Annotated in this window: 27 protein-coding genes; 25 read left to right on the top strand and 2 right to left on the bottom strand. The window is 40.7% G+C overall.

All coding sequences use genetic code 11. The features are described 5' to 3' along the window. The first annotated feature begins 348 nt into the window (after positions 1–348). A complete protein-coding gene (locus G6W41_RS09160) occupies positions 349–1,539 on the top strand; it encodes a NifS family cysteine desulfurase (protein ID WP_194171312.1) in 1,191 nt (396 codons plus the stop codon). Positions 1,540–1,555: 16 nt separating this feature from the next. Continuing rightward, the gene (locus tag G6W41_RS09155) at positions 1,556–2,548 is read left to right on the top strand and encodes an iron-sulfur cluster assembly scaffold protein NifU (protein ID WP_004318029.1); all 993 of its coding nucleotides are present in this window, start codon (positions 1,556–1,558) and stop codon (positions 2,546–2,548) included. 71 nt (positions 2,549–2,619) lie between these two features. Here the strand turns inward: G6W41_RS09155 and miaA are convergent, their stop codons facing one another. Both miaA and G6W41_RS09145 read right to left on the bottom strand, forming a co-directional pair. Continuing rightward, positions 2,620–3,510, bottom strand: coding sequence for a tRNA (adenosine(37)-N6)-dimethylallyltransferase MiaA (gene miaA / locus G6W41_RS09150; RefSeq protein ID WP_194171311.1), 891 nt, complete (start codon positions 3,508–3,510; stop codon positions 2,620–2,622). Between the two features lie 2 nt (positions 3,511–3,512). Further along, positions 3,513–4,727, bottom strand: coding sequence for an NAD(P)/FAD-dependent oxidoreductase (locus G6W41_RS09145; protein WP_194171310.1), 1,215 nt, complete (start codon positions 4,725–4,727; stop codon positions 3,513–3,515). Between the two features lie 103 nt (positions 4,728–4,830). Between G6W41_RS09145 and mqnP the strand changes: the two genes are divergently transcribed. From mqnP to G6W41_RS09030, 23 genes are all read left to right on the top strand, one after another. Next, positions 4,831–5,691: a menaquinone biosynthesis prenyltransferase MqnP gene (mqnP, locus tag G6W41_RS09140; RefSeq protein WP_021084022.1), complete on the top strand. Its 861-nt coding sequence runs from the start codon at positions 4,831–4,833 to the stop codon at positions 5,689–5,691. After that, positions 5,688–6,209: a hypothetical protein gene (locus G6W41_RS09135; RefSeq protein WP_002942437.1), complete on the top strand. Its 522-nt coding sequence runs from the start codon at positions 5,688–5,690 to the stop codon at positions 6,207–6,209. The genes mqnP and G6W41_RS09135 overlap by 4 nt, the downstream gene beginning before the upstream one ends. Before the next feature lie 9 nt (positions 6,210–6,218). Further along, positions 6,219–6,725 (top strand): DUF6115 domain-containing protein, encoded by a 507-nt coding sequence (locus G6W41_RS09130; protein WP_004318037.1) that lies wholly within the window; start codon positions 6,219–6,221, stop codon positions 6,723–6,725. Between the two features lie 133 nt (positions 6,726–6,858). Continuing rightward, entirely contained in the window at positions 6,859–7,827 is a 969-nt protein-coding gene (gene moaA / locus G6W41_RS09125) for a GTP 3',8-cyclase MoaA (RefSeq protein ID WP_194171309.1), read from the top strand. After that, on the top strand, positions 7,827–8,582 hold the full coding sequence (locus tag G6W41_RS09120; protein ID WP_194171308.1) for a 7-carboxy-7-deazaguanine synthase QueE: 756 nt from the start codon (positions 7,827–7,829) through the stop codon (positions 8,580–8,582). The genes moaA and G6W41_RS09120 overlap by 1 nt, the downstream gene beginning before the upstream one ends. Beyond that, on the top strand, positions 8,582–9,163 hold the full coding sequence (locus tag G6W41_RS09115; protein ID WP_194171313.1) for a 6-pyruvoyl trahydropterin synthase family protein: 582 nt from the start codon (positions 8,582–8,584) through the stop codon (positions 9,161–9,163). Before G6W41_RS09120 ends, G6W41_RS09115 begins: the two co-directional genes overlap by 1 nt. Beyond that, a complete protein-coding gene (locus G6W41_RS09110) occupies positions 9,163–9,366 on the top strand; it encodes a hypothetical protein (protein ID WP_009295012.1) in 204 nt (67 codons plus the stop codon). The genes G6W41_RS09115 and G6W41_RS09110 overlap by 1 nt, the downstream gene beginning before the upstream one ends. After that, positions 9,363–9,764, top strand: a complete 402-nt coding sequence (locus G6W41_RS09105; protein WP_194171307.1) for a hypothetical protein — start codon at positions 9,363–9,365, stop codon at positions 9,762–9,764. Before G6W41_RS09110 ends, G6W41_RS09105 begins: the two co-directional genes overlap by 4 nt. Beyond that, positions 9,765–10,421, top strand: coding sequence for a 16S rRNA (uracil(1498)-N(3))-methyltransferase (locus G6W41_RS09100; protein WP_103571717.1), 657 nt, complete (start codon positions 9,765–9,767; stop codon positions 10,419–10,421). Positions 10,422–10,502: 81 nt separating this feature from the next. Next, the gene (gene rpmE, locus G6W41_RS09095; RefSeq protein WP_009295018.1) at positions 10,503–10,703 is read left to right on the top strand and encodes a 50S ribosomal protein L31; all 201 of its coding nucleotides are present in this window, start codon (positions 10,503–10,505) and stop codon (positions 10,701–10,703) included. A gap of 3 nt (positions 10,704–10,706) precedes the next feature. Beyond that, positions 10,707–11,522 carry a 16S rRNA (cytidine(1402)-2'-O)-methyltransferase gene (gene rsmI / locus G6W41_RS09090; protein WP_194171306.1) on the top strand — a complete coding sequence of 272 codons (816 nt, stop codon included), beginning with the start codon at positions 10,707–10,709 and terminating at the stop codon, positions 11,520–11,522. Between the two features lie 100 nt (positions 11,523–11,622). Continuing rightward, positions 11,623–12,303 (top strand): 23S rRNA (guanosine(2251)-2'-O)-methyltransferase RlmB, encoded by a 681-nt coding sequence (gene rlmB, locus G6W41_RS09085; RefSeq protein WP_035142763.1) that lies wholly within the window; start codon positions 11,623–11,625, stop codon positions 12,301–12,303. After that, the gene (locus G6W41_RS09080; protein WP_103568751.1) at positions 12,296–13,237 is read left to right on the top strand and encodes a phosphatidylglycerophosphate synthase; all 942 of its coding nucleotides are present in this window, start codon (positions 12,296–12,298) and stop codon (positions 13,235–13,237) included. The genes rlmB and G6W41_RS09080 overlap by 8 nt, the downstream gene beginning before the upstream one ends. Next, complete coding sequence (locus G6W41_RS09075; RefSeq protein ID WP_103568750.1) at positions 13,231–14,013, top strand: hypothetical protein; 783 nt, start codon at positions 13,231–13,233, stop codon at positions 14,011–14,013. Before G6W41_RS09080 ends, G6W41_RS09075 begins: the two co-directional genes overlap by 7 nt. A 9-nt stretch (positions 14,014–14,022) precedes the next feature. Then, complete coding sequence (locus G6W41_RS09070; protein WP_194171305.1) at positions 14,023–15,231, top strand: LL-diaminopimelate aminotransferase; 1,209 nt, start codon at positions 14,023–14,025, stop codon at positions 15,229–15,231. Further along, complete coding sequence (locus tag G6W41_RS09065) at positions 15,228–16,490, top strand: homoserine dehydrogenase (RefSeq protein ID WP_021089485.1); 1,263 nt, start codon at positions 15,228–15,230, stop codon at positions 16,488–16,490. The genes G6W41_RS09070 and G6W41_RS09065 overlap by 4 nt, the downstream gene beginning before the upstream one ends. Before the next feature lies 1 nt (position 16,491). Continuing rightward, positions 16,492–16,833, top strand: a complete 342-nt coding sequence (locus tag G6W41_RS09060; RefSeq protein WP_194171304.1) for a YraN family protein — start codon at positions 16,492–16,494, stop codon at positions 16,831–16,833. A 73-nt stretch (positions 16,834–16,906) separates the two neighbouring features. Beyond that, positions 16,907–17,221: a thioredoxin gene (gene trxA, locus G6W41_RS09055; protein WP_021092602.1), complete on the top strand. Its 315-nt coding sequence runs from the start codon at positions 16,907–16,909 to the stop codon at positions 17,219–17,221. Continuing rightward, positions 17,221–17,667 (top strand): hypothetical protein, encoded by a 447-nt coding sequence (locus G6W41_RS09050; protein ID WP_004318021.1) that lies wholly within the window; start codon positions 17,221–17,223, stop codon positions 17,665–17,667. The genes trxA and G6W41_RS09050 overlap by 1 nt, the downstream gene beginning before the upstream one ends. A 9-nt stretch (positions 17,668–17,676) precedes the next feature. After that, the gene (locus G6W41_RS09045) at positions 17,677–18,615 is read left to right on the top strand and encodes an NAD(P)/FAD-dependent oxidoreductase (RefSeq protein ID WP_194171303.1); all 939 of its coding nucleotides are present in this window, start codon (positions 17,677–17,679) and stop codon (positions 18,613–18,615) included. Between the two features lie 572 nt (positions 18,616–19,187). Beyond that, positions 19,188–19,958, top strand: a complete 771-nt coding sequence (dapB, locus tag G6W41_RS09040; RefSeq protein WP_012001050.1) for a 4-hydroxy-tetrahydrodipicolinate reductase — start codon at positions 19,188–19,190, stop codon at positions 19,956–19,958. A gap of 270 nt (positions 19,959–20,228) precedes the next feature. Further along, on the top strand, positions 20,229–21,566 hold the full coding sequence (purF, locus tag G6W41_RS09035; RefSeq protein ID WP_149704781.1) for an amidophosphoribosyltransferase: 1,338 nt from the start codon (positions 20,229–20,231) through the stop codon (positions 21,564–21,566). Next, entirely contained in the window at positions 21,563–22,225 is a 663-nt protein-coding gene (locus tag G6W41_RS09030) for a hypothetical protein (protein WP_194171302.1), read from the top strand. The genes purF and G6W41_RS09030 overlap by 4 nt, the downstream gene beginning before the upstream one ends. The last annotated feature ends 38 nt before the right edge of the window (positions 22,226–22,263 follow it).

Genomic DNA, 22,263 nt, shown 5'->3' with positions numbered 1-22,263 from the left:
AAATATTTCAAAAATGAAACTTTTTAGATATATTTAAAAAAATTTTATATTTATAAAAATTTGTATACAAAATACCTTACTTTTAAGCAATCAGTTTTTTAATATAAAAAATTTTTAATCCTTAAGAAAAAGAATTAATATTAAGAGTAAAATAGACTCTTTTAGGCGAAATTTCGCAAATGGCGTATCTGACAAATATTGATAAAGAATTTCAATATTTTTTACTATCAAAATGAGCCAAATATTGAAAAAACTAAAGCATTTTTTTAAACTTGCTTTTAACTTTTTTGTTATAATATCCCATCAAAAATAAAAGGGATATTTTTTATCCGAATTAAGGTTTTAAATTTGAGAGTATATTTAGACAATAACGCCACAACGATGGTTGATCCAGAAGCTTTTGAACTTATGAAGCCGTTTTTTTGCGAAAAATACGGCAATCCAAACTCACTTCACAAATTTGGCTCAGAAACCCACCCAGCGCTAAGAACAGCACTAGATCAGCTCTACACCGGACTAAATGCAAAAGATAGCGATGACATCGTCGTTACCTCATGCGCAACCGAGAGCAATAACTGGGTTGTAAAAGGCATCTACTTTGACAAAATCGCAACTGGCGAGAAAAAACGCATCATCACCACCGCAGTCGAGCATCCAGCCATTTTGGCAACTTGTAAATTTCTAGAAAAATATGGCGTGGATCTTACGGTCTTAGACGTAAATAGCGACGGCATCGTCACTCCAGAGCAACTAAGAGCTGTCATGGACGAAAATGTCGCGCTTGTCGCCATAATGAGCGCAAACAACGAAACTGGCATGATCTTTCCTATAAAAGAGCTTGCTAAAGTTGCCCACGAATACGGCGCTTTATTTCACACTGACGCCGTGCAAGCAGTCGGCAAGATAAAGATAGATGTTCAAGACCTAGACGTTGATTTTCTAAGCTTTTCAGCGCATAAATTTCACGGACCAAAGGGCGTTGGAGCGTTATTTATAAAAAATAGCATGCCACTAAGCAGCTTGCTTCACGGCGGCGAGCACATGGGCGGACGCAGAAGCGGCACACTTGATGTACCAGGCATCGTTGGCATGGGCAAGGCGCTTGAACTAGCAAATAAATTTATGGATTACGAGCATTCACATGTTCGTCGTTTGCGTGACAAACTTGAAGACGCGCTACTACAAATTCCTGACGTTAGCATCGTTGGCAAAAAAGAGCAGCGCGTGCCAAACACCATCCTAGCATCTATCAAAGGTGTCGAGGGCGAGGCGATGCTTTGGGATCTAAATAGAGCTGGCATAGCGGCCTCTACCGGCTCTGCCTGTGCGAGTGAGACGCTTGAGAGCAATCCTATCATGGAGGCGATCGGAGCTGATAAAGAGCTAGCTCACACCGCACTTAGACTATCTCTTTCAAGGTTTAACACAGAAGAAGAGATCGACTACGCGATCGAGCAGATAACAAAGGCCGTAAATAGACTAAGAGGCATCTCAAGCACCTTCGCGTACGCCCCAGAGTGGCATAAGAGTGGATTATAAAATTTAAAGGAAAAACATGGCAAAAAATAACTTAATCGGCGGCTCTATCTGGGATGAATACTCAAAGGTAGTGCAAGATAGGATGAATAATCCTAAATTCATGGGCGAACTAACCGAAGAGGACGCCAAAAAAGCAAACGCAAAACTTATCATCGCTGACTTTGGCGCAGAGAGCTGCGGCGATGCGGTCAGGCTTTACTGGCTCGTTGATGAGAAAACCGACAAGATAATAGACGCTAAATTTAAAAGCTTTGGCTGTGGTACGGCGATAGCTAGCTCTGATACAATGGCTGAGCTTTGCATCGGCAAAACGGTCGATGAAGCGGTTAAGATAACAAATTTAGATGTCGAAAGAGCTATGCGCGACAACCCAGACACACCAGCTGTGCCACCTCAAAAGATGCACTGCTCAGTTATGGCGTATGACGTTATCAAGGCAGCTGCTGCAAGCTACAAGGGCATAGACCCAGAGCACTTTGAAGATGAGATCATCGTTTGCGAGTGCGCTAGAGTGAGCCTTGGCACGATCAAAGAGGTGATAAGACTAAACGACCTTCACACGGTTGAGGAGATAACGCAATACACCAAGGCTGGCGCATTTTGTAAATCATGCGTTAGACCTGGCGGACACGAGAAAAAAGACTACTATTTGGTTGATATCTTGCGTGATACTAGGGCTGAGATGGAGCAAGAGAGGCTAGAAGCTCAGGCAAATGCTCAGGCAAACAACACCCTAAGCGACGTTAGCTTTGAGAGCATGACGATGGTTGGCCAGCTAAAGGCGATCGAATCAATCATCGATAAAGAGATCCGTCCGATGCTTATGATGGATGGCGGAAATTTAGAGATCATAGACATTAGAAACGACAACGGCGAAAATATCGATGTTTATATCCGCTATCTTGGCGCTTGCTCAGGCTGTTCAAGCGGCTCGACTGGCACACTTTATGCGATAGAAAATGTCTTACAAGAGAGCCTAAGCCCAAAAATCAGGGTAATGCCTATATAAATTTATCGAACGGCTTCTTTTGGAGCTGTTCGCCTCTACTAAATTAAATTTACCACCTAGACAATCTGAATTTAACCAAGCTCAAATTTTGCCTTTAAAAATTTCAAAATTTCACTTCTGGTCTGCGCCAAATCGCCCACAAATTTCTTCTCAAACTGCGATCGGTTAAATGTTCTCTGACGTTTAGCAAGCTGGGCTGTGTGCGTGGTGATAAGCGTTTCTAGCTCGCTTTTTGAAATTTCACCCTCCAAAAACTGCTTGCACTCTTTTAGACCTATCGATTTTAGGGGTTTTGGCTCGCTTTTATACTTGTCAAATAAAAATTTCGCCTCATCTATCAAGCCCTCATCTAGCATATTTTTCGTCCGCTTTGCGATGCGAGCTCTAAGCTCCTCTTTATCCCACAAAATTTCAAATATCGCAAGCTCTTTTATGACGCTCTCTTTGGTGTTTTGCTTTAGCCAGATGCTTGGGATTTGCCCGCTAAATTTATAAATTTGATACCATTTTTCGAGGCGATAAGAGTCATTTTGGCTAAATTTACTTGCAAACTCAGGGTCGTTTTGTAAAGCTAGCTCGTAAATTTCTTCGTTGCTTAAATTTAGCTCGCATTTTGGCACGTCTGGCGCAAGACCACTAAGCATCGCCTTTAGATAAAAGCCGCTGCCGCCTGTGATGATGAGCAAGCACTCTTGTGAGCGCGCAAATTCCTTTGCGTTTTTGTAAATTTCAAAAAATGCCCCAACGCTAAATTCCTCATCAGGGTAAATTTCATCCACTCCAAAATGCCTCACAGCTGCTAGCTGCCAGGGTTTTGGCTTTGCGCTGGCGATATCTATCTCTTTATAAAGCGCAAGCGAGTCAAGGCTTAAGATGACGCCATTAAACTCCTTTGCCAGCTCAAAGGCTAGATCGCTCTTGCCGCTTGCCGTGGTGCCAATTAGTGCTAGCTCTCCAAACAAGCTTAGCCCTCGTAAAATGAGCTAAATAGCAAAATTTCATCGCTTTGCTCGTTACTTTTGCCCTCTTTTAAAAGATCAGCCAAAACGCCTGCAAAGTGCGGTGCAAAGCTTAGTTCGTTTAGCCCGTATGCTTGGTTATAGAGTAAATTTTGATATGTCTCGTCGCGTCCGATCGCTGGTTTGTCGTTTGAGCTAAGAAGGACAAAATTTGCTCTAAAGCTAGGCTCTTTTAGCTCGCTTATGCCAAGGTGTCTTTTTAGCTCGTTTAAAAATGCGTTGATCTTTTCTGTTTTTACAAGCGTATCGATCGCGCCCACTTGTAAATTTGTGATGATCGTGACGCCATTTTTCGTTGGATAAATTTTGGCAAACATATCATTTAAAATGATCGGTTTTTTAGGGATCTGACCCTCGCTTAGCACAAGATCGATCGTGTAAAATTTAGCCAAAATGGCGCTTAAATTTGTCCCAAACTTGCTTGAAAGCTCCAAGCTTCTACTAGCCACAACAAAGCTGTCAGCCTCGTATTCATCGTCACTGCCAACAGCCTTTTGCACGGCTTGCCCCTGCGTTTTTAGCTCATAAATTTCATCGTTTATAAACTGCACTCCAAGCTCATTTAGCTCGCTAACAAGCGCCTTTTTTAGCTCAACTGCGTCGATGCTTGCGTTTTTAGCTAAATTTAGCGCACCTTTTATATTTTTATTTATCAGGCCAAAATTTGCTAGCTCACTATCCACGCTTAAAATTTCTTGCTCGCTATCAGCAACCCTTGTCTCATCAAGCCTCTTTTTAAAGCTCTCATCCTCGCTAAAGATGAGATAAACGCCACTCTCATCAAATTTTATCTGCGGATATTTTTCGTTTAGCTCTCTTAAAATTTCAAAGCTCTTTTGTCCAAATTTTTTAAACAAAATTCTCATCTTTTTGTCGTGAGCCTTTGTTGATTTAAGCGTGAAATTCGCCATCCAAGCTCTAAAATTTTCATTTAGGCAAAGCGCTATATCAAGCTCGCTTTTTTTACTAACTAGCCCCAAAAATGAGCTAGATATCGCTCCATCTCTTGCAAGTGCTGGGGTGTTAAATGGGGTTAAAATTCCGCTTTCAAACTCATCTTTTTGGCTACTAATAACTAAAATTTCTTCGCCCTTTTTAGCTAGCTCAAGTGCCGTAAATAACGCACTAAAACCATCTCCGATAATCGCTATTTTACTCATCATAACCCTTCATTTTAAATTACTCTCGCAATGATAATATAAATTTAGATTTAAAGCAAAATGGTGTAAAATCAGACACTTTTTAAAAAACATGGAAATTTATATGATCAAAAAGCTAAAAGATATCGCAGAACTCATCGTTTTTAAGCACTCGGTTTTTGCTTTGCCATTTATCTTTGTGGCGATGATAGTTGCGAGCAAGATAGAAAATGGCTCGGCTTGGTTTGGCTTTAAACTGCTTATTTTAGGCACTCTTTGCGCGGTTAGTGCTAGAAATTTCGCCATGGCGTTTAACAGATACCAAGACGAGGACATCGACAAGCTAAACCCACGCACCGCAAGCCGTCCAAGCGTAGATGGACGCATCGGCAAGGGCAATATGCAGCTTTTCATCGTAGCAAACGCACTTATCTTTATCATCTGCGCTTATTTTGTAAATTCGCTCGCATTTTGGCTAAGCTTCCCCATACTTGCCGTGCTTGGCGGATACTCGCTATTTAAGCGATTTAGCGAGCTAGCGCACTTGGTGCTAGGCCTTAGTCTTGGACTTGCTCCGATCGCTGGCGTGGTCGCAGTGAGCGCTGCTATACCGCTTTGGAGCGTGCTACTTTGCCTTGGTGTGACATTTTGGGTGGCTGGATTTGACCTGCTCTACTCGCTTCAAGATATTAAATTTGACCAAGAAAACAAGCTCTTTAGCATACCAGCCATTTATGGCGACAAGGCGACACTATTTTTATCAGCTATTTTTCACGCCTTAGCTTTTATACTTTGGCTACTTTTTGCTTGGGCGGCTGGGCTTGGAGCGATGGCGTTTTTTGGCATCGTGGTAAGTGGCGTGATATTATTTTTCGAGCATAGGATCGTAAGGCGCGACTTTAGCAAGATAGATCGGGCGTTTTTCACGCTAAATGGCTACTTGGGAATTTTATTTTTCATCTTTGTTTGGATCAGTGTATTATGAGCGAAGTAAGGCTTTTTAAAGCGCCTCTTAGCATGGTTTATGAGTGCGATAGAAGCGGGGACGAGAAATTTTTAAGAGAATTTAACTCTATCTTGCCAGGCGACGAAGATGCGCTTGGAGCGTGGCTAAAGCGTGCAAAATCACGCGGTGAGACCAAAGAGAGCGACCAAGTCTTGCTAACGCTTGTCATCGAGCTTCATAGAAAGATCGATGCGCTTAGTGATTATATAAAAAATGAGCACAAGCAATACTTGCCACTAAAAGAGAGTGCAGATATCGATGAGATCGGCTTTACACATATAAAAATAAGCGAAGATAAATTTAAAAAAGATGAAATTTACTATGCAAGGATCGCGATGCCTATCTTTCCAAAGAGAAATTTGAGCCTTTATCTAAGGGCGCAGGATGAGAGGCTAGCAAAGATAGAGAACATGCACGAAGAGGACGAGGCCGACTGGAACGCTTACGTGACGGCTAGAGAGCGTGTGATGATAAGAGAGCTTAGAGCGAATTCGTAAAGGAAAAATATGGAAATTTACATTTTTTTAGGTTTTGGCATCGTTTTAGCGATAATAATAGCTTTGATATTTATAAAAGATAGTGAGACAAATAAGAAATTTACAAGATACGAGCGTGCCATAGAGAGCGCCATACAAGAAAACTATAATCTCAAAAAACAGCTAGCCGCACTGGCAAGCTTTAAGCCTGATGATGACGAGCAGCTAAAAGATGTAAAGGATGAGCTAAAAGAGCAGATAAACGAGCAGATAAACGAAAAAATCGTGCCGATAATCCGCGCTATAAAGAGCATCGAGCGAGTGATCGATGACTTTGCAAACGAGCAAAAAGATAGGATGTTTAACCTTGAAGAGCGAACAAGAGATATCAATAAAATCGCCCCGAGTGTTATAAATGAAGAAGAGCAGATCCTAAAGATGTTTAAAGATGGCAAAAGCGCGGCTATGATCGCTAAAGATCTTCACGTGGGTATGGGGCGAGTTGAATTTGTGCTTAAATTTCATAAATTAGCCTAAATTCGGGCTAATTTTAAAAGACAAAACTACTCTTAAACTACAAAAATTAGCTTAAATTTTTATTTAAATTTAAATCTTTTAACATATAATTGAAAATTAAAAAAGCTCTAACCAAGCTTAAAAAAGGTGCTTTATGCTAATAGATAAATATGGTCGGGTTGTTGATTATTTAAGAATTTCTGTGACGCAGCGCTGCAATTTTAGATGTAGATATTGCATGCCTACGACGCCATTTAGTTGGACGCCAAAAGAGAATTTACTGACATTTGAAGAGCTATTTTTATTTGTAAAAGTAGCTATCGATGAGGGTGTGAAAAAGATCAGGATCACAGGTGGCGAGCCACTCGTGCGCAAGGATTTGGACGTCTTTATAAAGATGATAAGCGATTATAAGCCAGACATCGATCTAGCGCTTACGACAAATGGCTTTATGCTGCCACACTTTGCAAAAAGGCTAAAGGACGCTGGTCTAAAGCGCATAAATATGTCGCTTGATACGCTAAATGAGCAAAAGGCTAAATTTATCGCTCAAAAGAGCGTCTTGCACGAGGTTTTAGCTGGCTTTGAGGCGGCGCTTGATGCTGGGCTAAAGGTCAAGATAAACACAGTCGCTATAAAAGGCTTTAACGACGATGAGCTAGTAAATTTGCTTGAGTTTGCTAAATTTAGAAACTCTCAGATCAGATTTATCGAATATATGGAGAATTCGCACGCCAAAGAGGATCTAAAAGGGCTAAAAAGCGATGAAATTCTAAATATCATCTCGCAAAAATATAACGTTACAAAAGATGAAAAATTGCCAAACGCACCTGCGTCTATTTACAGACTTGATGACGGCTATAAATTTGGCATCATAGACCCTCACAAACACGACTTTTGCGAGAGTTGCAACCGCATCAGACTAAGCGCTGAGGGGCTTTTGATACCTTGCCTTTATTTTGAAGACGCACTAAGTATCAAAAAAGCAGTTGCAAATGGCGACATCGTCGCAGCAAGCGAGATCTTAAGGCAAGTGCTAGCTAACAAGCCAAAAGAGAACAAATGGGCTCTAGGAGCTGAAAATGAAACCTCTTCAAGGGCATTTTACCAAACTGGTGGTTGATGAGCAAAGAGCTAGAATTAGTTGAGGCATTTTTAAGCATCCAAGGCGAGGGCGCTTATCAGGGCAGACTCGCTGTGTTTTTACGCTTTTTGGGCTGCAATCTAAACTGCTCTGGCTTTGGCGTAAAGACAAGATCTTTAAAAACAGGCGAAGAGCTTTTGGGATGCGATAGCATAAGAGCCGTTTTTAAGGGACATTTTCACCACAAAACATATAGCGCAGATGAAATTTTAAGCATAGTTGATGGGCTTTGTAAAGGTTTAGAGCAAAAGCCGATCATCGTTTTAACAGGCGGCGAGCCACTCATCTGGCATCAAAATGAAAATTTAATAAATTTGGTAAGAAATTTGCTTATAAATTACGAGGTGCATTTTGAGACAAATGGCACGATCTTGGTTGATTTTGCTAAATTTGAAATTTATAAAAATTGTCATTTTGCACTTGGCGTAAAACTAGCAAATAGCGGAGTTAGCGAGCAAAAACGCATAAATTTAGATGCCATTTTAGCTATTAAAAATAACGCAAAAAGCAGCTTTTTAAAATTTGTCCTATCGCGCTTTGACAAAAGCGAGCTGGATGAAATTTTATATATAAAAGATAGAGCAAATTTGCCAGTTTGGTGCATGGCGATGGGCGCAAATGAGGACGAGCTAAGCGAAAATGCTCTAAAAACAGCGCAATTTGCCATAAAGCATGGATTTAACTACTCAGAGCGTATCCACATCAGGCTTTGGGGCGACAAAGAGGGTGTTTGATGATTATTAGAAAACTTTTTAGATTTGAAAATGCGCATATCGTGAGGTTTTGTAGCTCAAAGCGCTGCAGGACGAGCATCCACGGACACAGCTACGTGGCAGAAATTTTACTTAGCTCAAATTTTCTTGATAACGCTGGCATGGTCTATGACTTTGGGCTGATGAAGCAAAACATAAAAACGATCATCGATAGCTTTGACCACGCTACGACCATATTTTCAGGCGATAGTGATGAATACAAAAACGACCTTAAAAAGCACTCTGCAAGGTGGATCGAGATACCGCTAAATCCCAGCGCAGAGCAGTTTTGCCGTATATTTTTTGTCATGATCGAGCGGATACTTGAGCTTAGCGTGATGAGTAATGGCGAGCGCGAAGTGAAGCTTCATAGCGTCATCGTCCATGAGACCGACACTGGCTATGCGCAGTGCTTCAAAGAGGACGCGATAAATGCGCAAATGGGTGAGATAAGGCTTAGCGATATCAAATTTTCAGAGGCCGTTATAGACGAGTGGGAAGATAAAAATTTGCTTGAAAAGATGATAAATAAGATAAAAATAGAAAATCCAAAGGACGTTTGATGAAAAAATTTATAACCTCTTTTTTGCTTATAGCTGGCGTATTTTTGGGATGTGGAGATAAAGAAGAGGCCAAAAGTGACGTTAGTGAGCCAGTCCCTAGTGATGTTACGATAGCTCAGCCTGATGCAAATGTAACTATCGACGAGCAGCTGCCACCTGAGCCAGTCGTCGAAGAAAACGAGCCTCCTAAAGAGAAGAAATGAACGAACACTTAAGCTCGCTCTACGTTTATACTTTGCCATTTCACGTGACATTTTTTTATGCGCTACTTGCTTTAGCGGCGCTTTATCTAGCGCTTACTCAGTTTGGAGTGAGGAGTAAAAACTACGTGCTTCGCATAAGGTATTTCTTGCCTATTTATCATATGCTGCTTAGCTTTTTGGTGCTAACTGGGCTTATTTTGTGGGCATATTATAGCTATGAGCCAAAATTTAATGCCATAAAAATGCTTCTTATCTTAATAGCCCTAATCGCACTTAGCGCCGTCGGGTATAAAAGGCTAAAAAGATATGCCATTGCTGGCGAGCTAGAAAAATTTAAAAAATTTGCCCTTGCTAAAGGCATTTGTGACATTATTTTGATCATCATAGCAGGGATTTAGATGAAATTTTTATATGATAAAAACGCTGGCGAAGAGCGCTTAAAAATAGTAAATGAGGCATTTTTACACCTAAAAGCTAGAAGGGTTGAAGCAGGTGAGCGCATAAGTGTTAGAAATTTACGTGACGGCAAAGAGTATATCTACGAGATCGATGAGATAGAGCGCAGAAGTGCAAATTTAAGCCTCGTCTTTGCCAGCCTAAACTGCGAGCATAAATTTGACTTTACCATCGCTTGGGCGGTCGTTGATCCAAAGACGATCGAAAAGGCGCTACCATTTTTAAATGAGCTTGGCGTTGGCAAGATCGCCTTTGTCTATACTAAATTTTCTCAAGCAAATTTCAAGATCGACCTTGAAAAGCTAAACTACATAAACGCACTTTCATGCGAGCAGTGCGGGAGAACGTCGCTAATGGAGTTTGAAATTTATAAAAATTTAGACGAGCTAATGAGCGTTTATAAAAATGTCTCGGCCATAAATTTTGGTGGTAAAAATTTAAACGAAAAAAGAGATGATGAGATATTGATAATCGGTCCAGAGGGCGGATTTAGCGAGGATGAGACGGCTAAATTTAAAAATATCTACGGCCTAAATACAAAAAATATCTTAAGATCACAGACCGCAGTCATATCTGTGGCGGCAAAATTTCTTGCTTGATTTATTTGATTTTTAGATTAGTTTTTATATAATCAGCAACTTTTAAGGTAACAAATAGCCCAAAATAATAAAGGAAAGATGATGAAAAAAGAGATCCATCCAGAGTATGTAGATTGCACCGTAACTTGCGCGTGTGGCAACACTTTTAAGACAAAGTCAAACAAAAGCGAAATCAGAATTGACATTTGTGACAAGTGCCACCCATTTTTCACAGGCAGCGAAAAGATAGTTGATAGCGCTGGCCGTGTTGAGAAATTTAAGAAAAAATACGCTCAAAAATAAGCCTTGCTCTACTTTGTTCCTACTCCAATAGGAAATTTAGAAGATATCTCGCTTCGTGCGATCAAAATTTTGCGTGAATGCGAGATAGTTATCTGCGAAGATACAAGAGTTTGCAAAAGCCTTGTAAATCTGCTAAACGAACGCTTTGACGCAAATATAAATATCTCAAATTTTATCCCGCTTCACACCCATAACGAAGATGAATTTTTTGCAAATTTAAGTGATGAAATTTGGAGCAAAAATATAGCTTATATGAGCGACGCTGGCATGCCAGGCATAAGCGACCCAGGCGTTAGCCTAGTAAGATACGCTCAAAAAAATGATATCAAATACGAAATTTTAAGCGGAGCAAACGCTGCACTTTTAAGCGTAGTCGCCAGTGGGCTTTGTGATAAAGAGTTTGTTTTTTTGGGATTTTTACCAAATACTGGCAGAGATAGGGCTTTAGCTATACAAAATGCTCTAAGCTTAGCCTATCCAGCTGTGATCTATGAGAGTCCAAAACGCATATTAAGCTTAGTGCAAAGCATCGCAAATTTAGAACCAGAGAGAGAAATTTTTGCTATAAAAGAGGCAACCAAAAAATTTGAGACTAAATTTAAGGATAGAGCCAAAAATTTAGCCCAAATTTTAGAAAAAGCAAATTTAAACGGCGAGTGGGCAGTTGTCATCTCAAAAAGTGCAAATATAGCCACTCAAAACATCACAAAAGATGAGATCATCTCGCTTGACATCGCCCCAAAAGCAAAAGCAAAACTGCTTAGCAAAATAACTGGCGAAGAGGTCAAAAAGATATATGACGAGCTCATAAAAGCATAAATTTAAAAGCTCAAATTTCTCCAAAAAGTTTCAAAAATTCACTCAAATTTAGAAGCAAAATAAGTTAAATTTTACTTGATTTTAGCTACCATAAGCAACCATGATAATATACGGAAAACAGCTATTTTTACATATTTTGAACAAGCGCCCACAGATCCTAGAAGAGATATATCTCTCAAAAGAGTGTGATAAAAAACTCTTCTCTAAAATTTGTGGCACTGGCAAGAAGATCATCCGCGTGGATAATCAAAAAGCTCAGTCGATGGCGCATGGCGGCAACCATCAAGGCTTCTTAGCAAGCGTTAGCGAGTTTGAGTTTTCAGACATTAGCGAGCTAAAAAAGTTAAATTTCATCGCCGTGCTTTATGGCATAAGTGACGTCGGAAATATCGGCGCCATCGCTAGAAGTGCCTATGCTCTAGGCTGCGAAGGACTTGTCATCGTTACAAAAAGTGTAAATATGCAAGGTGTTTTAAGGTCAAGTAGCGGTGCTGCTTACGAGATACCAATAGCGATCTTTGAAGACGGACTTAGCCTGCTAAACGAGCTAAAACAGTGTGGTTTTAGGCTCTACGCGACGGCAAGCAACGGCAAAAATATAAAAGAGATGAAATTTGCTGGCAAAAGGGCTTTGGTGATGGGCTCAGAGGGCGAAGGCATACCGCAAAAAGCTCTAGCAAAGTGCGATGAGTGCGTCGGTATCAAGCTAAAAGACGGCTGGGACTCCCTAAATGTAAGTGCAGCTTTTGCGATAATTTGTGATAGGATGATAGATGAATGAACTAGAAAATTTAAAAGAGATAGGCATAAAAGAAATTTCGCGTAAGACGCACATTGAACCCACATTTTTACAATACATTTTTGACAAAAATTTTGAAAAATTATCACGCTTAAACATGAGAGGCTACGCCAAAATTTTACAGCGTGAGTATGGCGTCGATCTTAGCGAACTTCTCGCTGAATACGACGCTTTCATGCAGGAAAATATGCCTGATGAGAGCAAAAAAACAAAAGTTAGCCCAAAAATTTCTTCTTACACACCTGAGGACGTCTCGATCCAAAGGCAAAGTAGCGGTGGTGGGGCTGGATTTTTCTTCTGGATCATCATTTTAGCTATCATCGCTGGCGGTGCTTACTACTTTGACGCTTACAAATACGTCCAAAATTTCATCGCAAGCTTAAATGAAGACAACACAAGCGTTAGCTACTCGCAATCAAGCATTGTCAATGAAGTGAAGAAAAATATAATTGACACAAACGTAACGATCTCTCAAAACACTCCAAAGATCGATGCAAACGCTTCAAGCGTGAAAATTTCAGCTCCAGCTGAGCAAAACGTGACTGTAAGTCCTGCTAACGTTGATCAAAATGCCCTAAAACCTAGCATGGCAGCCCAGCCAGCTCCAAAAGTAGAGCAAAACGTGACAAAACCGCTAAATGAAGCGATCATCACGCCAAAACAACGCGTTTGGATAGGCATCATCAACCTTGAAAATGGCCAAAAAACATCGAGCGACACAAGCAAAAGTGTCAATATAAATTTAGACCAAAGACAGCTAGTCGTTTGCGGAAATGGCAACATCGAGCTTAAGATCGGCGATAAAGTGACAAAGTATAACCCAAGCCGTCCAGCTAGATTTTTAGTAGAAAATGGCGATATGAAATTTTTAACTTATGACGAGTTTGTCGAGATGAATAAGGGCAAATCTTGGTAAAAAAACTAGCCATATTTCTTCTTTTTAGCGTTTTTTCATACGCTTTTGATCTAAATAGCAGTGCAAATGCACTAAGTAGCGGAAAAGATCTGCAAATTTCTTTAGAAAATTTAGACACTAATGGCTCGCTAAACGTTGGCGAGCTAGTCTCAAGGCTAAAGCAAAGCTCGAACTACGATGCTCTCTCTTTTAGCTCAAATAGTTTAAATTTAAAATTTATAAGCACGCAAAAAGTCCCCTCAGCGCTATTTGTAAAATCGATAAATTTAGCTCTTGAAGATGCAAATATAAGCGTGGCAAGGGTAAATTCTCTAAAAAATGGCAATGAAATTTCTTATGGGATTTTAGCCCTAAAAAGTGGCGGCATAGATCCAAATTTACTAAATTTCACACTTAGTAAAAGCGGCTTTAAGATCATGGGATTTGATAGGCTTGATGGAAATTTAGCGCTTTATTTGGATGCTAAAAATATGAGCCTTGATGCGTCAAAAGTAAATTTTAACGAAGAGACCCCGCTTGTCAAAAGTGGCGGCGTCTATATCGTCGACGTGGCAGGTGCAAGTAGCCTAAATATCATCTCAAACGAGCCAAACAAATGGGTTCCGCTTGTTAGAATTTATGATAAAAATTTAAACCAAATCGATCTAAAAAGAGAAAACGAGATAAAAACCAACTACACTATAAATTTAGCTAACGACGCAAAATATGCGTTAATTAGCGACAATAGCGACATAACTAACATTAAAAACGAGATAATTATCAAGCTTATAAAATAGGAGCAAACAGTGTTTGATGAGATAAGATTTAATACAATTGAGCGTTTGCCAAACTACGTTTTTGCCGAAGTAAATGCTATAAAAATGGCAGCACGCAGAGCTGGCGAGGATATCATCGACTTTTCTATGGGCAACCCAGAGGGCAGAACACCGCAGCACATCGTCGATAAACTATGCGAAAGCGCGCAAAAAGATAAGACCCACGGCTACTCAGCCAGTGCTGGAATTTACAAGCTCCGCCTTGCCATTTGTAACTGGTATAAGAGAAAATACGGCGTAAATTTGGACCCAGAAACTGAAGCAGTCGCCACAATGGGCAGCAAAGAGGGCTTTGTGCATCTTGCTCAAGCCGTGATAAACCCAGGCGACGTGGCTATCGTGCCTGATCCTGCATATCCGATACACACGCAGGCGTTTTTATTTGCTGGCGGAAGCGTCGCAAAGATACCGCTTCACTACAACGATAAATTTGAGCTAGATGAGAATAAATTTTTTGAAAACTTAATCCAGACGATACACGCAAGCTCACCAAAACCAAAATATGTAGTCGTAAATTTCCCTCACAATCCAACGACCGTGACAGTGCAAAAGAGCTTTTACGAGCGCCTTGTAAGCATCGCAAAGCAAGAGAGATTTTACATCATCTCAGATATCGCCTACGCTGATCTTACCTTTGATGGCTACAAAACTCCGAGCATCTTTGAAGTAGAAGGCGCAAAAGATGTCGCAGTCGAGTGCTACACTCTTTCAAAAAGCTACAACATGGCTGGCTGGAGAGTTGGCTTCATGTGCGGAAACAAGAGACTTTGCGCCGCTCTTAAAAAGATAAAATCATGGGTTGATTACGGCATGTTTACGCCGATACAAGTCTCTGCCACAGTCGCGCTTGACGGTGATCAAAGCTGCGTTGAAGAGATACGACAAATTTATGAAAAAAGAAGAGATGTGATGATAGAGGCCTTTGCTCAGGCTGGTTGGGAGCTTAAAAAGCCAAATGCCAGCATGTTTATCTGGGCGAAACTTCCACCAAAGGTTAGCCACTTGGGCAGCCTTGAGTTTTCAAAGCAGCTTCTTACAAAGGCTTCAGTTGCTGTTAGTCCGGGCATTGGTTTTGGCGAGGGCGGAAACGACTATGTGCGCTTAGCTCTTATCGAAAATGAAAATAGGATAAGACAAGCAGCAAGAAATATAAAAAAATATTTGAAAGAATTTGAATGAATGTAGCGATTTTAGGCGTTGGAACCGTTGGCGAGTCGGTTGCAAAAATTTTACTAAAAAACAAAAAGCTAATCGCAGCAAGATGTGGCGAAGAGATAGTGCCAGTCATCGGTGTGGTTAGAAATTTAAATAAAAAAAGAGACGCTGGCATCCCTTTGACCGACGATATAAATAGCGTCATAAACCGCGATGATATCGACGTTTTTGTCGAGCTTATGGGCGGCGTTGAAGAGCCTTTTAGAGTGGTGAGTGAAATTTTAAAGCGCAAAAAAGCGGTCGTCACTGCAAACAAAGCGCTTCTTGCCTATCATAGATATGCTTTGCAAAATTTAGCCAAAAACACGCCATTTGGCTTTGAAGCAAGCGTGGCTGGTGGCATACCGATCATCAGAGCCTTAAGAGAGGGGCTTAGCGCCAACCACATCTTAAGCATAAATGGCATACTAAATGGCACAAGTAACTATATCTTAACCTCGATGATGAATGAGGGCTCAAATTTCAAAGACGCGCTTAAAAAGGCACAAGAGCTTGGATACGCTGAGGCTGATCCTACCTTTGACGTGGGTGGCTTTGATACGGCTCACAAGCTTCTCATCCTTGCAAGCATCGCTTATGGCGTGCACGGCGATCCAGAGGATATCTTGATCGAGGGGATACAAGGCATCACGCCAGAGGATATATTTTTCGCAAAAGATTTTGAATACTCGATCAAACTTCTAGCTATCGCTAAAAAAAGCGAGGGCAAGGTCGAACTACGCGTGCATCCAGCGCTTGTGCCGCAAAACAAAATGATAGCAAAGGCAAGCGGCGTAACAAATGCGATAAGCGTCGTTGGCGAGGTCGTTGGCGAGACTATGTACTATGGGCCTGGAGCTGGCGGCGACGCGACAGCAAGCGCAGTAATTAGCGATCTTATCGACATCGCAAGAGATAGCAAGTCGCCGATGCTTGGATACAAAGCACCATTTGAGCTAAACACCTTAGAGCTACTTGATCGCGACAGGATAAAGACGAAGTATTACTTTAGGCTAAAAGTCGAAGACAAAATGGGCGTGCTAGCAAAGATCACAAATTTAATGAGCGAAAACAACCTTTCAATCGATAGTTTGCTACAAAAGCCAAAAGATGAGAGCGAGTATGCCGTGCTATTTTTCACGACGCACACGAGCTTGGAGGCTGATGCGAAGCGAACGATCGAGCTTTTAAAAGAGCAAGAGTATATAAAAGAAGAGCCATTTATGATGAGGATCGAGGAGTAGCTTGGGGCTAAAAGAGTATCTCTTTGGTAAGAGCTCCGAAGATAAGGCTTGCGAGTTTTTGCGTAAGCTTGGTTTTGTCATTTTAGAGAGAAATTTTCACTCTAAATTTGGCGAGATCGACATCATCGCGCTAAGTAACGATAAAATTTTGCATTTTATTGAAGTAAAAGCAACTAGCGGAGAATACGAAGCGGAGTATAGGCTAAACAAGGCAAAATATATGAAAATTTTAAAAACAATAAATTTTTATATGATGAAAAATGAGCCAAACAGAGACTATCAGCTTGATCTGCTTGTTGTTAAAAATGAAAATTTTAAGCTGATAGAAAATATTAGTTTATAATAAAATTTATTATTTAGCTAAAATTTAAATTTGATTTTGTATAATTGCCACATCTTGAAAATAAGGAGAACAAATGGGAAAATACATCGAACTCACAAAAGAAAATTTTGATGTAACAAAAGAAGGCGTTGCTCTAGTAGATTTCTGGGCTCCATGGTGCGGACCTTGCCGTATGCTAGCTCCAGTTATCGAAGAGCTTGCTGAAGACTTTGAGGGCAAAGCGAAAATTTGCAAGGTAAATACTGATGAAGTACAAGATCTTGCGGTTGAGTTTGGCATCAGATCGATCCCAACATTGCTATTTTTCAAAAATGGCGAGCTAGTTGAGCAAATGGTCGGTGCGCAGTCAAAACAAGCCCTAACTGACAAACTAAATTCGCTTCTTTAATGAGCGAAAAAAGAAGAGGAAGTCTGCTTCCTCTTACCTATATATTTGGTTCATTTTTTGGTGCAGCTATGATAGCAGCTGCATTTGCGTATAGCAACTATCGTTTTTCACAATATAAATTTGTTGATTTTGCGAAGCTAGTTTTTTACGAAAAAAGCGAAATTTTCACTCCAAAAGAGCCAAAATACACGCTTTTAATCTTCAGTTCAAATCAATCAAAATTAGACGAAATTTTACCAACCAAAAATGAAACAGTTGTGGCGATCGATATCTTTCAAAAAAGATATGAGTCAAACTCAACACTAAAATACATAAGCTCAGATATAAATACAGTCCTAGAGCTGATGCGAAATTTAAGCATCACGAAGCTTCCAAGTAGTGTTGAGATAGTTCATCAAAGGGGCGAAATTTATAAACAAAATTCGTCCATAAATGTTTTAGAATAAAGGAAATTTATGCTTGATTTAGCGATCATCGGAGGCGGTCCAGCAGGACTAAGCGCCGGACTTTACGCCACTAGAGGCGGACTAAAAAATGTTGTAATGTTTGAAAAAGGCGAGCCTGGCGGTCAGATCACCTCGAGCTCAGAGATAGAAAACTACCCAGGTCAAAAAGCCCCTGGCGAGAGCGGCTTTGACTTTATGAGCACTTGGTGGAAGCAGTGTAGTGCATTTGGACTAGTTCATAAGTGGGCAAACGTCGTTGGCGTTAGAAAAAATGGTGACGGCAGCTTTGAAATTTTACTTGAAGGCGGCAAGAGCGAGCAGGCAAAGGCTGTCATCGTAGCGACTGGCTCAACCCCAAGACGTGCTGGCTTTAAAGGCGAGGACGAGTTCTTTGGCAAAGGCGTTAGCACATGCGCGACATGCGATGGCTTCTTTTACAAAAACAAAGAGGTAGCCGTTCTTGGCGGTGGCGATACAGCTGTTGAAGAGGCACTTTATCTAGCAAATATCTGCTCAAAAGTCTATCTTGTGCATAGACGTGACGAGTTTAGAGCAGCGCCAACAACCGTTGAAAAAGCTAGAAAAAATGAAAAGATCGAGTTTATAACCAGTGCGACTGTAAAAGAGGCGCTTGGCGATAAAATGGGTCTAACAAAGATCGTGCTTGATACCAAAAATGGCGAGCGCGTGCTTGATGTGCCGGGCATTTTTACCTTTGTCGGACTAAATGTAAATAACGAAATTTTAAAAGATGAAAACGGCAAATTTATCTGCGAAATGGCTGATGGCGGACAGGTTAAGACAAACCTTAAGATGCAAACTAGTATAAAAGGGCTCTTTGTAGCAGGTGACATCAGAGAGGACGCTCCAAAACAAGTCATCGTGGCTGCAGGCGATGGCGCTGTGGCTGCACTTAGCGCTATGAGCTACATAGAAAGCTTGCATTAATACTCAAATTTAGCCAAATTTTTTGGCTAAATTTCTCTTTCAAAAAACCTTTTTAGCAAAAATTTATAGGACTTAAAGATCGCATTTTCTGAATTTCAAACTACATTAAATTTTTAGTAGCAAATATGAAATTTTTCTCATTAAAGAGTATGTAAAATTTGCTCTATTTCATTAATAACACAGCACTGTTGCATTTTTTAACACAAAAGGATAAGGATATGGCAAAAAGGGGCTGGTGCGTTTCCATATTTTTTGGCTAAATTTCTCTTTTGAAATAAACCATTTTAGTAAAATTTATATTTGAAAAATGCTTGATTTTTAGGCTTATCAGAACACTTTTTAAAATTGCATTAATAAAATAACTCTAGGGCAGAACATAACCCTTTTTGCATAAAATAGGCAAAAAGTGCGCTCTAATATAATCAATATCCATTTTTCTGATCGCAGTAATTGTCACGATGATAATTTTTAATTAAATTCTTGCCTAAAGTAGCTCTTTTTCAAAAGCCATTTCGTAATCTCTCTATAATAAATTTTATGTTAAATTTCAACCAAAAATCAAAGGATAAATTTTGGTAAAAATAGGACTTTACGGCGCTAGCGGCAAGATGGCTCAAAGCATCATCTCTTGTTTAAAAGATGAAAAAGACGCCACTTTAAGCGTCGCTTTTAGCCAAAAAAATGAGGTTGAAAATTTAAGTAGCGAGCTTTTGACAAACGACTTTGCTAAATTTTTTGAAGCGTGCGACGTCATCATCGATTTTAGTCAAAAAGAGGCGACCGTAGCACTGCTAAACTACGCTAGAACCAACCCAAAACCACTAGTTATCGGCACGACTGGACTAAATGACGACGAGAAAAACTTGCTTCACCTAGCATCAGGCACTATGCCAATACTCTACGCAACAAACATGAGTCTAGGCGTAGCAGTGTTAAACCGCATCGCAAGGATAGCTTCGAAAGTTTTAAGAGAATTTGATATAGAGATCGTCGAGCAGCATCACAGACACAAAAAGGACGCTCCAAGCGGCACTGCGATGACCTTGGCGGGCTGCGTGGCAGAGGCAAGGGATCTAAATTTAAAAGATGTTTTAGTAACTGGCAGAGCTGGCATGGTGGGCGCAAGAAGTAAAGACGAGATCGCAGTTATGGCGCTTCGTGGCGGCGACGTGGTCGGTCGTCACACGGTTGGCTTTTACAATGACGGCGAATTTATCGAGCTTAACCACACCGCAACTAGTAGAGCGACCTTCTCAAAAGGTGCCATTAAGGCTGCCATCTGGCTAAAAGATCAAAGCAGCGGTCTATACTCGATAGATGATAGTTTGGGGCTTGATGATTAAATTTAGTCTTGATGATATAAAGAGATACGAGTTAAAATTTGGCGATAAATTCTACCTGTCAGAGCGCAAAAAGCGTCAAAATTTAAGAGCTGGTGAGTTGATTTGAGATGATAAAATTTAGTTTTAGCGCATGTGGATTGTTATAAATGGTGCAAATAGCGGCGAATGTGCCAGCACTTTGGGCAACAAGTCACTTACAAAAAGTACTTAGCGTTGGCTATGAAATTTAACTGCAAAGATAAATTTAAAAAGATGAAAAGAGGATAAAAGATGTGTGCGATAGTTGGTATCATAAATTCTAAAGATGCGGCGAAAACAGCGTATTATGCGCTATTTTCTATGCAACACCGCGGTCAAGAGGCAAGTGGCATCAGCGTCTGTAACGACGGCGAAATTTCCACTCACAAGGGCAACGGTCTAGTCACCGAGGTCTTTAACGAAGAGATCTTAAGCTCACTAAAAGGCGACATGGCGATCGGCCACAACCGCTACGCGACAGCTGGCAAAAACTCAGGCCGTGACGCCCAGCCAATAGCCGCCAACTACGCCCTAGGTCAAATCTCAATCGTTCACAACGGAAATTTGGTCAATAAAGACGAGGTTAGAGACGAGCTTATCAAAGATGGCGCGATATTTCAGACAAATATGGATACAGAAAACATCATCCACCTCATCGCAAGAAACCACGACGAACACCTACAAGATCGCATCATCGCAGCGCTTGATAAGATAAAAGGCGCTTACTGCTTGCTCGTGCAGTCACGCCACAAGACCTTTGCCATAAGAGACCGCTGGGGCGTTAGGCCACTAAGCCTTGGTAGGCTAAAAGATGGCGGATACATCGTAGCTAGCGAGACTTGCGCGTTTGACCTTGTGGGAGCGACATTTATAAGAGATGTTAGACCTGGCGAGATGATAGTTTTTGAGCACGGCAAGAGCGAGTTTCAAAGCTTACAAATTTTCGAGCCAGAGCCTAGAATTTGCGCCTTTGAATACATCTACTTTGCGCGCCCAGATAGCGTAATAGAGGGCAAAAGCGTCTATGAAGTGAGAAAAAAGATGGGCGAGGTGCTAGCAAAAAAGAGCAAGATAAAGGCTGACTTTGTAGTGCCTGTGCCAGATAGTGGCGTGCCAGCGGCGCTTGGATATGCAAATGAGAGCAAAATTCCATTTGAGCTAGCCATCACTAGAAATCACTATGTGGGCAGGACCTTTATCGAGCCAAGCCAAGAGATGAGAAATTTAAAGGTCAAACTAAAACTTAACCCAATGTCAAGCGTGCTAGCTGGTAAAAGCATCGTCGTGATCGATGACAGCATCGTTCGTGGCACTACTTCAAAAAAGGTGGTTGATCTCTTAAGACACGCAGGAGCGAAAGAAATTCACTTCAGAGTTGCGTGCCCTGAGCTAAAGTATCCTGAGCGATATGGCATCGACACACCAAGCTTTGAGGAGCTAATAAGCGCCAAAAAAAGCGTCGAAGAGGTCAGAGAGTACATAGGAGCCGATAGCTTGGAGTTTTTGAGTATCGATGAGCTTAAAGAGAGTATCGGCAACGAGAGAAAATACTCGCTTGTAAGCTTTGATGGTGATTACTTTATAAAATGAGAAATTTAGTAGTTTTGCTGCTAGCAATACTCTTTTTTGCTGGCTGCTCGCAAAAGGCACCTAGCAAAAAGGATGAAATTTCCATCATGGTGAGCTACTTTGAGCTAAATGGCAAAAAACAGCAACTACTCATAAAAAGCATGCCAAATTTATCTGATAAAAATGCCAGTGTGCCATTTTTTGGCATGATAAATTTTCTTGATCAAAATAAAACTACAAGTGCTTATTCTCTAGTAAATGGCGTTATAAACGTCATAGAAGCTGATAGCTCCTCTATAAATTTAAACAAAACTAGTGACGTTTTGGCTCTTAAAAAATCTAGCGAGATAAGGTTTTACGAGATAAGGCCTGATGTGGTTGAGAGTGTTAAATTTAGATCACCAAATGGCGTTTGCGACGAGTTTTTGGCTCAAAAGCCAGTTTTTGTAAATGCGAGCACCAACTACTACTTAAGAGACGATAGCTTTTTTGCAAGTTTAATTGATGCAAAATTTGTCTATAAAAAGGGCGCAAAGATCCTAAAAAAGGAGTTTGCTTATAGCATCTTAGAGCCCAAAATCCTAGAAGAAGCTAAAGAATTTACACAAAAATCAAACCAGCTTTTCTTAAACGATATGCAAAAGCTTGGCAGATTGCTTGACATACTCTGCACATTTTAGCAAGCACTTAGACACTAAATTTATACTTTTTCATGGGC

Source organism: Campylobacter concisus, from assembly GCF_015230035.1.
In the GTDB taxonomy this organism is placed as follows: Bacteria; Campylobacterota; Campylobacteria; order Campylobacterales; family Campylobacteraceae; genus Campylobacter_A; species Campylobacter_A concisus_BK.
This window is presented reverse-complemented; position numbering and strand designations above follow the sequence as displayed.

What these genes read in the sequence shown, in the direction of transcription:
- G6W41_RS09030 (WP_194171302.1), top strand. Translation starts at nt 21,563, where the DNA reads ATGAGAAATTTAGTAGTTTTGCTGCTAGCAATACTCTTTTTTGCTGGC.
- moaA (WP_194171309.1), top strand. Translation starts at nt 6,859, where the DNA reads ATGCTAATAGATAAATATGGTCGGGTTGTTGATTATTTAAGAATTTCT.
- purF (WP_149704781.1), top strand. Translation starts at nt 20,229, where the DNA reads ATGTGTGCGATAGTTGGTATCATAAATTCTAAAGATGCGGCGAAAACA.
- G6W41_RS09045 (WP_194171303.1), top strand. Translation starts at nt 17,677, where the DNA reads ATGCTTGATTTAGCGATCATCGGAGGCGGTCCAGCAGGACTAAGCGCC.
- G6W41_RS09050 (WP_004318021.1), top strand. Translation starts at nt 17,221, where the DNA reads ATGAGCGAAAAAAGAAGAGGAAGTCTGCTTCCTCTTACCTATATATTT.
- G6W41_RS09100 (WP_103571717.1), top strand. Translation starts at nt 9,765, where the DNA reads ATGAAATTTTTATATGATAAAAACGCTGGCGAAGAGCGCTTAAAAATA.
- rlmB (WP_035142763.1), top strand. Translation starts at nt 11,623, where the DNA reads ATGATAATATACGGAAAACAGCTATTTTTACATATTTTGAACAAGCGC.
- rpmE (WP_009295018.1), top strand. Translation starts at nt 10,503, where the DNA reads ATGAAAAAAGAGATCCATCCAGAGTATGTAGATTGCACCGTAACTTGC.
- G6W41_RS09130 (WP_004318037.1), top strand. Translation starts at nt 6,219, where the DNA reads ATGGAAATTTACATTTTTTTAGGTTTTGGCATCGTTTTAGCGATAATA.
- G6W41_RS09080 (WP_103568751.1), top strand. Translation starts at nt 12,296, where the DNA reads ATGAATGAACTAGAAAATTTAAAAGAGATAGGCATAAAAGAAATTTCG.
- G6W41_RS09105 (WP_194171307.1), top strand. Translation starts at nt 9,363, where the DNA reads ATGAACGAACACTTAAGCTCGCTCTACGTTTATACTTTGCCATTTCAC.
- G6W41_RS09145 (WP_194171310.1), bottom strand. Translation starts at nt 4,727, where the DNA reads ATGAGTAAAATAGCGATTATCGGAGATGGTTTTAGTGCGTTATTTACG.
- G6W41_RS09120 (WP_194171308.1), top strand. Translation starts at nt 7,827, where the DNA reads ATGAGCAAAGAGCTAGAATTAGTTGAGGCATTTTTAAGCATCCAAGGC.
- G6W41_RS09065 (WP_021089485.1), top strand. Translation starts at nt 15,228, where the DNA reads ATGAATGTAGCGATTTTAGGCGTTGGAACCGTTGGCGAGTCGGTTGCA.
- G6W41_RS09135 (WP_002942437.1), top strand. Translation starts at nt 5,688, where the DNA reads ATGAGCGAAGTAAGGCTTTTTAAAGCGCCTCTTAGCATGGTTTATGAG.
- G6W41_RS09110 (WP_009295012.1), top strand. Translation starts at nt 9,163, where the DNA reads ATGAAAAAATTTATAACCTCTTTTTTGCTTATAGCTGGCGTATTTTTG.
- mqnP (WP_021084022.1), top strand. Translation starts at nt 4,831, where the DNA reads ATGATCAAAAAGCTAAAAGATATCGCAGAACTCATCGTTTTTAAGCAC.
- G6W41_RS09155 (WP_004318029.1), top strand. Translation starts at nt 1,556, where the DNA reads ATGGCAAAAAATAACTTAATCGGCGGCTCTATCTGGGATGAATACTCA.
- trxA (WP_021092602.1), top strand. Translation starts at nt 16,907, where the DNA reads ATGGGAAAATACATCGAACTCACAAAAGAAAATTTTGATGTAACAAAA.
- G6W41_RS09115 (WP_194171313.1), top strand. Translation starts at nt 8,582, where the DNA reads ATGATTATTAGAAAACTTTTTAGATTTGAAAATGCGCATATCGTGAGG.